The following is a 14,087-nucleotide window of genomic DNA, read 5'->3' on the forward strand; positions in this document are numbered from 1 at the left end:
AATCATTAAAAAAGCCGTCAAACCCTTCCTGGGAAGCAGACTATTTCGACCCTCACTTTTCATACGGTGACCTAATGGTAATAGAAAATGGATCCCTATGCATACTAAGGGGAGGAGGTGTATATATGACCGATCGAAGGGACTTAGAGAACCGGAGCCTGCCTGATTTTGATGAAATAAGTGACCACATCCTTCCCTCACAAAATAATCTTCCCATTATTGCCATCGGGAAGAATGCTGATGGAATAGATGAACCCAATGAACTCACTTATATCGAAGGACAAAGGAGAATAAATCAGGAGAACCGGGAAAACCCCCAGAAATAAACGAAAAAGCGATTGAAGGCATCCCTTCAATCGCTTTTTCAATTATACTCCGCGCTTGTTGCCCCATACTAAAGTATGCAGCTGCGGGAGCACACGCACATGATTTAGTTCTTCCTTCTCACAAACCTTTTCAATGAGCGCTTCATAATCCAGTAATAAATTTGCCAGAAGCTTTGGTGTATCCCCTTCGGAAACAGAAGGGTTACCTGTCTGAATATAAAATGGAACGTCAGGATAGTGTTTATGAATCTTTGTGGCGTATTCAAGATCCCTATCATCAAACACTACAACTTTTAAGCTGAATTGTGAGCCATTTTCAATTAAACGGTGAACAATGAAATCCAGTTTCTCAAAATCAGTCTCCATTTTCGAACTTGGAGGCTTTGGAGAAAGTGTCAGGTCATCTATATCATAGAACCAATCCTGCCAGCGGCTTCCTTGCGTTTCTAAGGCCGACGCTATGCCATTCTCCTTTAAGATCTCAATAAGCTCCTTCAAATGAGCCAATAGAGCAGGATTACCACCGGAAATGGTTACGTGAGAGAACTTGTTTCCACCGACTTCTTTTAGCCTGTTCCACACTTCTTCAGCCGTCATAAGCTGAATTTCCTCTTTCGCAGAACCGTCCCATGTAAAGGCAGAATCACACCATGAACAACTATAATCACATCCCGCAGTTCGGACAAACATCGTCTTTTGACCTATCACCATACCTTCGCCCTGTATGGTTGGACCAAATACTTCTAAAACGGGGATTTTCTTCATGATTGTCTCACCTTTGGTCTGTAAATGACGTAACTTGTCGGTGTTTCTCTTAAAAATACTTGAAGGCATTTAGGTTGGTGAGGCAGTGTATCTAAATGAGCCTGAATGATTTCCCACATCACTTTCGCTACAACTTCAGTTGTCGGGAACACATTGCCGTTCTCGGGAGAAAACAATTCATCTTCGTTCATCACCTTATGATCAAAGCGCTTATGAATCAGCCTTTTGATGTGTTGGAAATTAATAAGAAACCCGGAATCATCAAGCTTATCCCCGGCAATAGTGATATTGGCAAAGTACGTATGACCATGGATATCCTGACAGCTTCCTGCATCCACATGTGGAATATAATGGGCTGCCGCAAAATGCATATCTTTATTTAATTCAAATTCATAAGTGTGGTCAGGAGTCGGGTAGATTTGTTGTATCATCTTCCCTCTCCCCCTTTTTTAGCACTTTTATATTCTTCCAGCCCTTTTTGTCTAAGCTCACATGCAGGGCACTCACCGCACCCGCTGCCTTTTATCCCATTGTAGCAAGTGAGGGTATTTTCCTGTACATAACGGAAAGCACCTAAATCATCTGCCATTTCCCACGTTTGTGCCTTATTGATCCACATGAGTGGAGTATGGATCACAAACTGATCATCCATGGATAGATTGAGGGAGACATTCAAGGATTTCACAAAAATATCCCGGCAATCGGGATAGCCGCTGAAATCCGTTTCACATACACCTGTTACAATATGCCGCGCTCCGATTTGCTTCGCTAGTATGCCTGCAAATGACAGGAATAATAGATTTCTTCCAGGAACGAATGTAGATGGTAATTCACCATCAAGATGAGTGATTTCCTCATCTGTCCGTGTTAAAGCACTTGGTGCCAATTGATTTAATAAACTCATATCTAATACATGGTGAGGGACTTTCAGATCCTCTGCAATCTCATTTGCACAATCAAGCTCTGCAACATGCCTCTGACCATAGTTAAATGTCACCGCTTCTACTTCTTTAAAAGCTTTCTTTGCCCAAAATAAACACGTTGTGCTATCTTGACCTCCGCTGAATACGACTAACGCTTTCTCTGTGTTCATAAAAGGTTCTCCTTTCTTTTCTACAGGCTCTTTTGCCATGAAAAGAAGAAAGAGATTCTGTGATACCCTATAACATTGGCTTTAAAGCCGTTATTAACAAAAAATAACGACACCTAAGGATGCCGTTTTCCTTAGTTTTTTATAGAGGGTTGTGCTAGAACCTCTCGAGACTTATCAATAATCCCAGTTCTTCTTCTTTTATCCTCAACCAATATAACGTTTTTTCTCAAAAAAATCTACTGTTTACGGGAATTTCATCGGTAAATTTATCTCTTTCGTAACCAGGCCTCCATTTAAATGGCCGCCGATCATTACGAGCCCCCTTTCCCCTCTTCATAATGGAAATAGATGAAAAAAGCAGAACTCTATTATGGAGTCACTGCTTTTCAACTTGTTTATTTTAAACGAAGGAGCCTTCTTCGTTTTCTCCGTTTTTTTGTGCTGAACCTGAGCCAGCCGATTTTCATAAAGAAACCAAACATGATCAGTGCTATAATGCCCATAACACCGAGAACGATAAAGTATCCGCTTCGCTCATCAAGTTCCGGCATATAGACAAAGTTCATCCCATACAGGCCAGCAATAAACGTAAGAGGCATAAAAATCGTCGTAATGACGGTTAAGGTCATCATGATATTATTCATTTTATCTGAGTTAATGGATAAATAATTATCCCGGATATCTGATGAAAATTCCCGATACGATTCAAGCATCTCGACAAGCTTGATTAAATGATCATACACATCATTAAAATAGAGCTGTTCTTCTTTGAGTGCATTCAATCTGCCGGAATTGCTGATACGATATAATAAATCCCTCATGGGAACAAGGGTTCTTCTTAGCTTTGACATATCATGACGAATATCGAATAATTCATCCATCAAATCACTATCAGCATCTTCATTCGTGTTATCTTCTATTTTATTGAGCCGATCTTCAATGCCATATACGAGGGGAAAATAATCGTCCACTAACCGGTCGACAATTCCATGCATGACCTTAAAAGGGCTGAGCTGATCCCCTTCTTGCTGAACTTTTTCCCATACATTATTTAATTCCCTTACAGGTTGTTTATGGAAGGTAACGATAAAACTTGCGTTCACAAACATATTCACTTCGTGAGAATCCAGCGTTTTCTGATTAATGGCATGCAGAAGGACAAATATGTATTGATCATAAAAATCGAGCTTAGCCCGCTGACTGAAATCGTCCAGGCAATCCTCTATCGCAAGTGGATGGAATCGAAAGTACAGCTTAAGTAACCGGATATCTTTGCTGGTCGGCTCTGAAAAATCCACCCAATACCATTTAACACCCTTTTCTTTTATTCTGGATAAGGGAACATCCTGTTCAATTTCCCCATTATCCATAATAATACTCGTTCGAATCATATGGCTCTCCCTAACTGACATTTATTTATTTAATACCCTTTCCCTTTTTCTTCACCATTCAAACAAAATCACTACGTAAATGCAGGAATTAATGATAAAATATGAATCAAATTATTAAAGTAGGTGTACGCAGTGGAACAGTATATTAACCCTCGGATCAAGGACATCCAGATATCAGGTATTCGAAAGTTTTTTAATATGGTGGCGGACATAGACGACATCATTTCCCTGACAATCGGTCAGCCGGATTTTCCTACCCCACAACATGTCAAAGACGCGGGTAAGGCTGCCATTGATGATGACTTCACTACCTATACCCATAATGCAGGGTATCTCGAATTACGAGAAGCTGCGGCTTCATATGTAAAAGACAAATATAATGTACATTATAACCCTGTAAATGAGGTCATAGTCACAAACGGCGCTTCTCAGGGGATCGATGTGATCCTTCGAACAATCCTTTGCGAGGGGGATGACTGCCTTATCCCTGGACCCGTGTATCCTGGCTATGAGCCGATCATTAAACTTTGTGGTGCTAATCCCGTACATATTGACATCACACAAAATGATTTTAAATTGGATGCCGCCCTTATTGAAGAGAACTTAACTCCTTCTACAAAATGTGTCATATTGCCTTATCCATCCAATCCAACAGGGGTAAGCCTATCCAAAGCAGAATTGAAAGAGATTGCCGACTTGCTTAGAAATAGGAATATCTTTGTGTTGGCTGATGAGATTTATAGCGAGCTTACCTTTGATGATTCGCATTATTCCATTGCCGAATATCTAAGAGAACAAACCATCGTCGTCAATGGTCTGTCTAAATCACATAGTATGACCGGTTGGAGGATCGGACTGGTATTCGCTCCAGAATCAATTTCTAAGCATCTAATAAAGGTTCACCAGTACAATGTTTCCTGCGCTTCTTCCGTCTCCCAAAAAGCTGCCTATGAAGCTCTTACAGTCGGCAAAGATGATGCGGCAGAAATGAAGAAAGAATATAAAAAACGAAGGGACTATGTATACAACAGATTAATGGAGATGGGATTTGAAGGAATCGTCAAACCGGACGGAGCCTTCTACTTTTTCGTCAAAATACCGGATCGGATTCTTTTGAGTTCATTTGATTTCGCGTTGGCACTTGCCCAAGAGAAAAAGGTGGCTGTCGTTCCTGGAGATGCTTTTTCCGAGTTCGGCGAAGGATACTTCCGATTATCCTATGCCTGCTCCATGGAACAGCTTACAGAAGGGCTTGACCGGATCCAGTCCTTCATCCAAACCTGACGAGAGGGACGGACCTTGTATAAAAAGGTCCGTCCCTCTTCATGTTTACCCTTTATATTCACCGTTATTTTTAGATGCTTTTTCTTTTTTGGCTTTGTCTTTGTGTATTTTGTTAGTTGCCGCACTTCCCATTTCGTGGGCAAACTCCGCATTGATCTTAGAAGAATCGAATCCTTTTTTGTTCTTCTGTTGTGGATCATTCTTTTTAGTACGTTTCGCCATTTCTTCCACACCCCTTTTATTGATCATGCTTATCCTTCAATGAATCAGGATAGGGTTATTATTCGCCTTCTTCTTTTTCACTATACGAATGAACTGTCGATATAAAAAGAAAAAAAGAACCAACCCAGTTAAGTGAGTTGGTTTTAAAAAAGGAAAAGGGGGTGTTAGTGAGAAATTAATCTCCAATTTCATGCTTAATTATAGAATACCCCCTTTCCAGAATGGTAAACCACCCTTCTGAAAAAAATTCGATTTTTTTCAAAAGAAAAGTTATTTCAGTAAAACTCTTTAAAAAAGCGCTTTCATAACGTATAATAAACAAGTAAATTCTGAGAAGCGAGGTTCTAGCATGTATATGAAAGAACAGTATGTTTTCAGAAACGATCAAATTTATAAAGCGGTTATCAGAAATTATGGCAAGGATGATTTCAACGACTTGATATCCGTTCAAAAAAGAGCATTCCCTCCTCCCTTCCCATCAGAATTATGGTGGAATAAAGACCAACTCACACAGCATTTGTCTCATTTCCCTCTTGGGGCCATTTGTGTGGAAGTTGACGGGAAATTAGCGGGGAGTATGACAAGCTTAATTGTCGACTTTGATCCGTTAGAACCTCATCATACATGGGAAGGCATAACTGATGATGGATATATCCGTACTCACAATGAGAATGGAAATACATTGTATGTTGTGGATCTATGTATCGACCCTGATTATAGGGGATTTAAGCTAGGAAAAGTCTTGATGAATGCCATGTTTGAGATTGTGGTTCATTTAAAGTTGGATCGCTTACTTGGGGGCGGTCGGGTTCCTACCTATCATAAAGTGTCCAAAGATTTCCCGATTGAGGATTATATACAGAAATTAACGAGTGGAGAATTCAAGGATCCCGTCATTACGTTTCTTCTACAAACAGGACGCACTCCGTTAAAAGCGGTTAAAGGGTACCTTAAAGATGAAGAATCATGTGACTATGGGGTCTTAATGGAATGGAAAAACCCTTTTAAAAGTTCAAGCTTCTAACGCGTTTTGCAAAGTGATGCACTCCCTGAACAAGAAAAAAGGGATTGAAAGAACAATACGTTCTTTCAATCCACAAGAAAGGGGGAAATGAGAATGAAAAGGCCCAAAGGGTGTGCCTTATTCTTCACAGATATAATACCCTCATTTCCACCATCTAAACCTAAATTTATTCCATTGATGTCGCTTTTTTCACAGCAGAAATGACAGCATCATTTGTGTCTAATTGTAGTGCTTGCACTGCCAGTTCTTTCATTTCAGCACGATTCAACTGACGGATTTGAGAACGTGCGCGTAAGATCGATGTAGCACTCATAGAGAACTCATCCAAACCTAATCCCAGAAGAATCGGTACAGCAATCTCATCTCCAGCCATTTCACCACACATACCTGCCCATTTGCCTTCTTTATGAGCCGCATCAATTACCATTTTGACAAGTCGTAAAATGGCAGGGTTATACGGTTGATATAAGTAGGAAACTCGCTCATTCATGCGGTCGGCAGCCATTGTATACTGAATCAGATCATTGGTTCCGATAGAGAAGAAATCTACTTCCTTGGCAAAAACATCCGCCATTACAGCAGTTGATGGAATTTCCACCATGATTCCCACTTCAATATGATCATCTACGTTCGTACCATTTTCAAGAAGAGCTTCTTTCTCTTCTTCAAGGATGGCTTTTGCTTCTCTGAACTCTTGAAGATTTGAAATCATCGGGAACATGATTTTCAGATTTCCGAATGGGCTGGCCTTTAATAACGCTCTAAGCTGAGTACGGAAGATATCCTGTTCGTCCAGACAAAGTCGGATCGCACGATACCCCAGGAATGGATTCATTTCTTTTGGCAGATTTAAGTAAGGAAGCTCTTTATCTCCACCGATGTCAAGGGTACGAACCACTACAGGTTTCCCTTCCATACCTTCTAATACAGCCTTATAAGCTTCGTATTGCTCGTCTTCAGACGGTAATTCGTCACGACCCATGTATAGGAATTCTGTACGATACAGACCCACACCTTCTCCGCCGTGGTTCTTCACCCCTTCAAGATCCTTAGGTGTCCCAATGTTTGCGGCAAGTTCAACATGCTCCCCATCCTTGGATACCGTTGGTTCATTGACAAGCTTCGCCCATTCAGCTTTTTGTTCTTCATATCGGGCATGCTCATTCTTATACTCTTCGATGACTTCCGGTGTCGGATTAATATGTACTTCTCCATTTAATCCGTCAACGATGATCATGTCACCATTTTCAACAGAGGAAGTAATGGATTTCGTTCCCACTACAGCTGGAATCTCCATTGAACGTGCCATGATGGCCGAGTGAGATGTTCTTCCACCGATATCAGTTGTAAATCCTTTAACAAATTCACGGTTTAATTGTGCCGTATCAGAAGGTGTTAGATCCTCTGCGATTACAATCACTTCTTCTGTCACCATGCTTGGGTTCGCAATCTGTACGCCCAACAGGTGTGAAAGGACACGTTTCGTCACGTCACGGATATCCGCGGCACGTTCTTTCATGTATTCATTGTCCATGGATTCAAACATGGATACAAACATATCCGCTGTTTCTTTAAGTGCGAATTCAGCGTTTACATTTTCAGATTTCACTTTGTCTTCGATTGGTGTAAGTAGTTCTGGATCGCTTAGGACAAGAAGGTGCGCTTCAAAGATTTGAGCTTTATCTTCACCTAAATCAACTCTTGCTTTATCACGGATCGCTTCAAGCTCTGACTTGGACGTCGCAATGGCTTCCTGGAAGCGAGATACTTCCTGTTCAGCATTGTCTACGTTTTTCTTTTCAAAACTTAGGTCAGGTTCAACTAAGCGATACGCTTTCGCAATGGCGATACCATTTGATGCCGCAATTCCTTTTAAAAGACTGGACATTACTCAGCTAATCCTTCTTTGTTCAACGTTTCCTGTAAGCTGTTTAACGCTTCTTCTTCGTCGCTACCTTCAGTAATGATTGTGATTTCTGCACCTTTACCAACACCTAAAGACATAACACCCATGATTGATTTCAAGTTTACTTTCTTTTCTTTGTATTCTAGATGTACATCGCTGTCGAATTTGCTTGCCGTTTGAACTAGTAGAGTTGCCGGACGAGCGTGAATTCCTGTTTCAGCTGTAACTGTAAATGTTTTTTGTGCCATGTGAATCGACTCCTTAATTTATCTTGTTTTTGGTTGCTTCATTAAAGTAATGGATTATGTAGAATACGTCAACTATTTCTAGTAAATAATCCATTCCTACTATAAAGCTGTTCAATAAAAAAGAATAGCATGCAATGAAGATATACACAATTGTAAAGCGTTATTTTTTTAGTATTTCATAAATTTGCCACTGATATGAACCTATTTATGTAAAATTTCATGTATATTCATCAAAAAAACTGACTCTTTATATTCCCTTGCAATTCAGGAGGGAATCTTTAGTATGAGCCAGTTTAGTCAACATGATACTATTCTCTTTCTACCGCTTCAGATTTTGCTTTCATGATATTATAGCCGATTTTTGCTTTTATGACCGTGCCTTTCAGAGTCATTTCATGATCTTCAGAGGTGTTTGTATAAACGTTTACTAAGTCGCATATGCACCGGGAGAATAATTCTGAGAGTTGTTTTAATTCCTGCACCTCATGCTTACCATCCTCTTTCATCAGTTCTTCTATTACATCCATTGCTAAGCTTTTCACTCTTAGCGCCTGTTCTGTTTGGTAATTCATATAGCACTCTCCCTTTCCCTGTCATTCTTTCTCTATCATATGCAGGAAAAAACTAGATTAGAACAGTAGTACTATATGGCATTTATACATTTAATTGTGCATCTTTCGTAAATAATTGCTTATATCCCATCAATATGAAACTGATGACCGTTAAGGCAACACTCCCCACTATGCCTAAAAGTATGGCAATCTGATACTCGATGGCTACTAATGGACTGATCCCCGAAAGGATCTGCCCTGTCATCATTCCAGGCAAAAAGATGATGCCCATCCCTAACATATTATTGAGAGTGGGAAGAATCGCTGCATCAAAGGCATTATCTACATATTTCTTGGAGGCCGCTTTAGGGGTTGCTCCCAGCATCAGGGCTCCTTCTACCGTTTCTCTTTGATCCTTTAATCCCCCTAATAGTGTATTGATCCCCAATGTGATGCCCGTCATTGAATTCCCCACTATCATTCCGGCAATGGGTATGAAATATCTAGGTTCGTACCAAGGTGAGAAATGGATCACCACCATATTAAAATAGAATAAGCTAATGAGAGTTCCAATTAGTAAAGATAGAGCCGCAATACCTTTCAGTTTCTTATCCATTGTATATTTAACCTGCTTAAAAATATTCCTGATGGCGAAGGCTTCCATGATCAAAATGATAGCTAACGTAAGCCACGGACTTGGATTATCGAAAATATAGGTCAGTATGTACCCTGCCATGATCAACTGAATGGTCATTCGAAAGGAGGCGAGTATAATCTGCTTCTCCCTGGAAATCCCTCTCCACTTCACAATAAATAACAATAGAAGAACGAAGACGTATGCTGCGATAAATCTCCACAGCTCTATATCAATAAGGCCTTTTTCCAATTATACTCTCTCCTTCTTTTATTTTGATATGGTAATGATCTCTTCACCATATTGCTCTGCAACGTTGGTCGAATGAGTGACCATGATGATGGTTCCTCCATGACCTTTGGCCGTTTCAATAAAGCTTTTCATCACTTCAATTTCCGTTTCCTCATCAAGTGCAGACGTAGGCTCGTCCAATAAATAGACTGGTGGCTTCATCAATAACACCCTACCAAGAGACAGCCGCTGTCTTTCCCCACCGGATAACCGTTCAGCTAGCCCATCCAAAGGTTTATCCAGCTTTACGATTTCCAGCGTCTTCATGAGTTCCTCACGACTAGCAAGTGCCTTATCTGAAAACATAAGACCCTTCTGCAAATTCTCTTCTACCGTATCCCCGAACAATAAGGGGGTTTGTGAAATCATCACTACTTCTCTTCGAAGTTTTACAGAGTCAATTTCTTGTAAGGGAGTCTCATTATAATAGACCTTTCCTTCATCTGGTATATTCATTTTATTCAACAATTTTAGAAGAGTAGATTTTCCTGCACCGCTTTCACCGATGAGGCAGGTTGTTCGGTTTTGAGTTATCTTCATGTGATCGATGCTTACAATATTTTTATATATCACGTTTTCTAAGTGAAACAGCACTATCTTCACCTCTCATATATTCACATTTATCATACCCTAAAATAGAATGAAATAAAGAAGCTGATGCTCGGAAGGAGAACTTCCTGCACCAGCTTCATTCATGTGAGGTATTCAAGAATTCGATGTGTTTCCTCACTCGTTTTGTGAAAAAATCCACTTCATCCTGTTCCGGAATTCCACGTCCATATCTCACACGTTCGTATATGGTAAGAAATTGGGGACTTTCCTCCAACTCAATTCTAGTGAACCAAGCTTGGACGTTTTCATTCGGAAGTCTCCCCACTTTATTCTTGTAAGCTTCTTCCTCTAACATTTCCATCGATTTCCTGATTGCGTCCCTTGCTTTAGAATATTCGACCTGCTCTATTTGATTTGGAGTATCACCCGCTTCTGCTACCCGGGTCGTCATGACAGGTGTTGTTCCCCCACTCGTGGATAAATGTAAGGACGTTTTCCTTTTCCTGACCAAATAAATGATAGCAAAGCAAACCAATAGTGCCAGCAGTGCCTCATTCAACCATGAAAATGAAAGTCCATCACCCAGAGTAGGCAGCTGTGATTCATCATAAACCTGTTGTTCAATCTCATTTCCGTCTCCTTTTTCCGGATTACTTTCAAAAAACTTCATGATCATATCCCTTAATTCAATCAATAAATTAAAGATCGGGTTAACCAAAAAGGAGAATAGCCAAAACACCTTTTCAAGCAGCCAATAGACTCCCTGGCTGACCACAGAACTAAAAGATGCTAGTATCCCCCCGCTTAAAAACACAGTGAGAAGGAGGGCAAAAGGTTTATATATACTCTTCTTTACTCCTTTACTTTCACTGGCCAACATCCTTTGAATCGAGGTGAATGTCCCAACGAACGCGAATAATAGAAATAGCAGACTGTATACGAGATAGGTGTTTTCCAACTGCCTGAGGGATCCAGTGAATAAAGAAAAAGCGGATATAAAAAGAAAAATCAATATATTACCACTGCTGATTTCAATTGATGGATCCTTGATCTGTAGATGAGAGCTGATCTTCCAGTGCAGAAAGATCGTAGCAGGAAGCAATACCCACCAGGATGCCGAGAAAAATAAGATTCCAGTTCCAATCCCCAAGGCAAACACTGCATATAGCAGAAAATTATTAAAGTTCTGCATTTTTAGGGATACGGCCGTGTAAGTCAGTACCAATACCAACATCATCGAAAAAGCCGGAACGTATTGATTCAACACGACGTCACCTGTAAATAGAAATGTAATGCCCAACAGTACAAACAGAAGATCCATTCCTGCATACAGTCCCATTTTGATAAAAAGCATTTGTTTATGTTTCGTTAGGAAGGAATTTTCAACGAACGATTCCATAATGTGACGACTCCTTCCTCTTCTAAGCTCAGCTTAAAGATATGTGGATGGCCTTTGCCGATATTTTGCAATAACTCCTCTTCCCTTGACCCAAGCGAACCGGCAACAATAAAAACAGAAGGTACCAGTCTGCGTAGATACAAATGCTGGAGGACGATGTGGAAGGGTATGGTGAATTCATCGGTTGATAACGTAGCTAAAAGCTCCAGCCCTCTCTGCCGGTGCTTCCGTCCTGTCCCAGGTGGCAGATAATAATAAGGAGTAGCTCCCGGTGTTCTCACGTTGATGACCAGGGAAAAAGAGATGTTTTGCTCCACGGCAATCTGCATAAGGTAAGCTGCATGCTTGATGATCCCCTCCAACTTGCTTGTAATGGCAAAGCGATCAGAGATATTGATGGCAATCATCCACTCTTTTTGAGTAGCAGGCGCGAAGATTTTCGTTTGCAGCTCGCCTGTTCGTGCAGAAGCCTTCCAGTGAACGTCCTGAAATCGATCTCCCTGTACGTACCCCCTTGTTCCTACGGGATGGAACACATCATGGAACAAAGAATGGGGAGTAGATACGTCCCCTTGCCTTAAAGTAAGCTGATGTTCAGCCATCCTGACAGGGGATGAAGAGGGGAACACCATAATGGTGGTTGGAACTGAATCGAGTAGATTCAGGATAACCTTACCACTTCCGAAAAGATGAGGAATCTCAAGGTGCATATTGGTAATACGGCATAAACCTCTTCTCTTGCCTTTGACAGGCAACGAAATTTGCCCCTCTTCATTTTTTCGAATGGAGAATGGGATGGATACCTCGATCTCGTTTGCAATGCCCAATGAAAATGGATGCTTTGTAGGCTCCACAATATCTTTAAATGTCAACTTCAATGTTGCTCCCCAAATGGGAAGTCCTTTGTTTTCAAGTTTAAACACCCAATTATCTTCCTCATCACAATGAAGCCTTATTCTTCGTTGAGATCTTTCGATCATGACTCCCTCTCCAACTTTTTGCAGGTACCATTGATGAACGCGAAAATAAAGGATGATCAACAGGAAAATCCCCAATCCTACATACGATTGTACATAGAAGCTTACTGCCCCGACAATGACAAGGAGCACTAAACTCATGGATATATAAGGGTCCTCGACTACTTCGCGTTTCCAGTTCACTGAGCCTGCCTCGCTTCCACAGGCAGAATGGACATCTCTATTATTCTGTCAATCAATTCTTCAGGTGTTTTAGTAAGGGATGCCTCAATGGTTAATTGAACTCTATGCTGAAGGACAAATGGTGCTACCGCAACGACATCCTGCGGTCTGACGAAATCCCTCCCTGCTATGAATGCCTGAGCCTGGGATGCTTTTAATAGAGCTAAACTTGCACGTGGACTCGCCCCTACTTCAACCCATTCATGATCCCTTGTCGCCCTTGTGATCTGGAGAATATAAGATTCGATATCCTCAGATATGTGCACCTCTTTAACGAGACTTGTAAGAGATTGAATATCAGCCAGGCTCATCACCTTTTCTACTGTATTTAAAGGCTGTGCGGATTTAAATCGATTAAGGATACTGCGCTCCTCTTCGAAACTTGGATATGTAAATGGAATCTTCAACAGAAAACGATCCAGCTGGGCTGCGGGTAGTGGGAAAGTCCCCTGCTGTGATTCAATCGGGTTCTGCGTCGCTACAACGATGAACGGAGGTTGTAATGACACCGTTTCTCCATCGATGGTGATTTGCTTTTCTTCCATCACTTCAAGTAAACTTGCCTGCGTTCTTGGAGTAGCCCTATTAATTTCATCTGCTAATAACACATTAGTGACAACTGGTCCGGTTCTTAATTCGAATTCCTGAGTTTTGGGATTGAAAAACTGAATGCCTGTTACATCACTCGGCAATACATCCGGTGTGAATTGGATCCGCTTAAAATTCCCTTCAATACAGTGTGAAAATGTCTTAGCCAATAAAGTTTTACCGGTCCCAGGTACGCTCTCCAGTAAGACGTGCCCTTCCTGCAGTAAGGCAATCAATAGAAGATCGATTTCTTTTTCCCTTCCAATCAGGACTTTGCTCATTTCTTTTTTTAAGGTTTGTATAGTAGACACCTTTGCTCCCCCTCTATTATAATCTCTATTTATCTATTAATTTTAAAATAACAGTAAATATTTAGCAAATATTCTAATAATAAAACCATCCTCATCATACCATAGTATGTTGTTAAAATATCCCTTTTATTTTTGAACAAGGCTCTTTTCGCAAAGATTGTTGTTTTTAACATAAGTTCTGCAAGGCTCTGTCAAATAGTGTGTGCTAGATGGTGAGGGGAACTGCTTCGCTTTCCGCGGACGTTCGGCCGAGCCTCCTCAGCTTCGCTTCCGGGGTCTCGGCACGACCGTACTTCCGCAGGA

Annotated in this window: 16 protein-coding genes and 1 riboswitch; of the genes, 3 read left to right on the forward strand and 13 right to left on the reverse strand. The window is 40.9% G+C overall.

From position 1 onward, the window contains the following. Window positions 1-125 precede the first annotated feature (125 nt). Window positions 126-326: a hypothetical protein gene (locus ACQKFO_RS07695; protein ID WP_427597728.1), complete on the forward strand. Its 201-nt coding sequence runs from the start codon at window positions 126-128 to the stop codon at window positions 324-326. Between the two features lie 42 nt (window positions 327-368). Here ACQKFO_RS07695 and queE read toward each other — a convergent pair whose 3' ends face one another. From queE to corA, 4 genes are all read right to left on the reverse strand, one after another. Beyond that, on the reverse strand, window positions 369-1,094 hold the full coding sequence (queE, locus tag ACQKFO_RS07700) for a 7-carboxy-7-deazaguanine synthase QueE (RefSeq protein ID WP_427597818.1): 726 nt from the start codon (window positions 1,092-1,094) through the stop codon (window positions 369-371). After that, a complete protein-coding gene (gene queD, locus ACQKFO_RS07705) occupies window positions 1,088-1,522 on the reverse strand; it encodes a 6-carboxytetrahydropterin synthase QueD (protein ID WP_427597729.1) in 435 nt (144 codons plus the stop codon). Before queD ends, queE begins: the two co-directional genes overlap by 7 nt. Beyond that, window positions 1,519-2,184 carry a 7-cyano-7-deazaguanine synthase QueC gene (queC, locus tag ACQKFO_RS07710; protein ID WP_427597730.1) on the reverse strand — a complete coding sequence of 222 codons (666 nt, stop codon included), beginning with the start codon at window positions 2,182-2,184 and terminating at the stop codon, window positions 1,519-1,521. The genes queD and queC overlap by 4 nt, the downstream gene beginning before the upstream one ends. Before the next feature lie 125 nt (window positions 2,185-2,309). Continuing rightward, window positions 2,310-2,354: riboswitch (PreQ1 riboswitch) on the reverse strand. Between the two features lie 225 nt (window positions 2,355-2,579). After that, entirely contained in the window at window positions 2,580-3,575 is a 996-nt protein-coding gene (gene corA / locus ACQKFO_RS07715) for a magnesium/cobalt transporter CorA (protein WP_427597731.1), read from the reverse strand. 132 nt (window positions 3,576-3,707) lie between these two features. On the opposite strand from corA, the gene ACQKFO_RS07720 reads away from it, so the two are divergent. Further along, the gene (locus ACQKFO_RS07720) at window positions 3,708-4,859 is read left to right on the forward strand and encodes an aminotransferase A (RefSeq protein ID WP_427597732.1); all 1,152 of its coding nucleotides are present in this window, start codon (window positions 3,708-3,710) and stop codon (window positions 4,857-4,859) included. A gap of 45 nt (window positions 4,860-4,904) precedes the next feature. Here ACQKFO_RS07720 and ACQKFO_RS07725 read toward each other — a convergent pair whose 3' ends face one another. Continuing rightward, window positions 4,905-5,081, reverse strand: coding sequence for a hypothetical protein (locus ACQKFO_RS07725; protein WP_427597733.1), 177 nt, complete (start codon window positions 5,079-5,081; stop codon window positions 4,905-4,907). 349 nt (window positions 5,082-5,430) lie between these two features. Here ACQKFO_RS07725 and ACQKFO_RS07730 point away from each other — a divergent pair, with 349 nt between their 5' ends. Then, window positions 5,431-6,105 (forward strand): GNAT family N-acetyltransferase, encoded by a 675-nt coding sequence (locus ACQKFO_RS07730; RefSeq protein WP_427597735.1) that lies wholly within the window; start codon window positions 5,431-5,433, stop codon window positions 6,103-6,105. A 166-nt stretch (window positions 6,106-6,271) separates the two neighbouring features. On the opposite strand, the gene ptsP is transcribed toward ACQKFO_RS07730, so the two are convergent. From ptsP to ACQKFO_RS07770, 8 genes are all read right to left on the reverse strand, one after another. Beyond that, window positions 6,272-7,993 carry a phosphoenolpyruvate--protein phosphotransferase gene (ptsP, locus tag ACQKFO_RS07735; RefSeq protein ID WP_427597736.1) on the reverse strand — a complete coding sequence of 574 codons (1,722 nt, stop codon included), beginning with the start codon at window positions 7,991-7,993 and terminating at the stop codon, window positions 6,272-6,274. Further along, the gene (locus ACQKFO_RS07740; RefSeq protein WP_034756145.1) at window positions 7,993-8,259 is read right to left on the reverse strand and encodes a phosphocarrier protein HPr; all 267 of its coding nucleotides are present in this window, start codon (window positions 8,257-8,259) and stop codon (window positions 7,993-7,995) included. The genes ptsP and ACQKFO_RS07740 overlap by 1 nt, the downstream gene beginning before the upstream one ends. Window positions 8,260-8,567: 308 nt before the next feature. Further along, complete coding sequence (locus tag ACQKFO_RS07745; protein WP_148968555.1) at window positions 8,568-8,831, reverse strand: hypothetical protein; 264 nt, start codon at window positions 8,829-8,831, stop codon at window positions 8,568-8,570. A gap of 82 nt (window positions 8,832-8,913) precedes the next feature. Further along, window positions 8,914-9,696: an ABC transporter permease gene (locus ACQKFO_RS07750; protein WP_427597737.1), complete on the reverse strand. Its 783-nt coding sequence runs from the start codon at window positions 9,694-9,696 to the stop codon at window positions 8,914-8,916. Window positions 9,697-9,714: 18 nt separating this feature from the next. Continuing rightward, window positions 9,715-10,329, reverse strand: coding sequence for an ABC transporter ATP-binding protein (locus tag ACQKFO_RS07755; protein WP_427597739.1), 615 nt, complete (start codon window positions 10,327-10,329; stop codon window positions 9,715-9,717). Between the two features lie 94 nt (window positions 10,330-10,423). Further along, window positions 10,424-11,686, reverse strand: coding sequence for a hypothetical protein (locus ACQKFO_RS07760; protein ID WP_427597741.1), 1,263 nt, complete (start codon window positions 11,684-11,686; stop codon window positions 10,424-10,426). Continuing rightward, window positions 11,656-12,846 carry a DUF58 domain-containing protein gene (locus tag ACQKFO_RS07765; RefSeq protein ID WP_427597742.1) on the reverse strand — a complete coding sequence of 397 codons (1,191 nt, stop codon included), beginning with the start codon at window positions 12,844-12,846 and terminating at the stop codon, window positions 11,656-11,658. Before ACQKFO_RS07765 ends, ACQKFO_RS07760 begins: the two co-directional genes overlap by 31 nt. Then, window positions 12,843-13,754, reverse strand: coding sequence for an AAA family ATPase (locus ACQKFO_RS07770; RefSeq protein WP_427597819.1), 912 nt, complete (start codon window positions 13,752-13,754; stop codon window positions 12,843-12,845). Before ACQKFO_RS07770 ends, ACQKFO_RS07765 begins: the two co-directional genes overlap by 4 nt. Between the last annotated feature and the right edge of the window lie 333 nt (window positions 13,755-14,087).

The sequence above is a fragment of the Rossellomorea sp. NPDC071047 genome, assembly GCF_050270195.1.
Lineage (GTDB): Bacteria > Bacillota > Bacilli > Bacillales > Bacillaceae_B > Rossellomorea.

Excerpts from the sequence above, each read along its gene's own strand:
- ACQKFO_RS07740 (WP_034756145.1), bottom strand. The coding sequence starts at position 8,259 with ATGGCACAAAAAACATTTACAGTTACAGCTGAAACAGGAATTCACGCT.
- queC (WP_427597730.1), bottom strand. The coding sequence starts at position 2,184 with ATGAACACAGAGAAAGCGTTAGTCGTATTCAGCGGAGGTCAAGATAGC.
- ACQKFO_RS07730 (WP_427597735.1), top strand. The coding sequence starts at position 5,431 with ATGTATATGAAAGAACAGTATGTTTTCAGAAACGATCAAATTTATAAA.
- ptsP (WP_427597736.1), bottom strand. The coding sequence starts at position 7,993 with ATGTCCAGTCTTTTAAAAGGAATTGCGGCATCAAATGGTATCGCCATT.
- ACQKFO_RS07760 (WP_427597741.1), bottom strand. The coding sequence starts at position 11,686 with ATGGAATCGTTCGTTGAAAATTCCTTCCTAACGAAACATAAACAAATG.
- ACQKFO_RS07725 (WP_427597733.1), bottom strand. The coding sequence starts at position 5,081 with ATGGCGAAACGTACTAAAAAGAATGATCCACAACAGAAGAACAAAAAA.
- ACQKFO_RS07745 (WP_148968555.1), bottom strand. The coding sequence starts at position 8,831 with ATGAATTACCAAACAGAACAGGCGCTAAGAGTGAAAAGCTTAGCAATG.
- corA (WP_427597731.1), bottom strand. The coding sequence starts at position 3,575 with ATGATTCGAACGAGTATTATTATGGATAATGGGGAAATTGAACAGGAT.
- ACQKFO_RS07770 (WP_427597819.1), bottom strand. The coding sequence starts at position 13,754 with ATGAGCAAAGTCCTGATTGGAAGGGAAAAAGAAATCGATCTTCTATTG.
- ACQKFO_RS07695 (WP_427597728.1), top strand. The coding sequence starts at position 126 with ATGACCGATCGAAGGGACTTAGAGAACCGGAGCCTGCCTGATTTTGAT.
- queD (WP_427597729.1), bottom strand. The coding sequence starts at position 1,522 with ATGATACAACAAATCTACCCGACTCCTGACCACACTTATGAATTTGAA.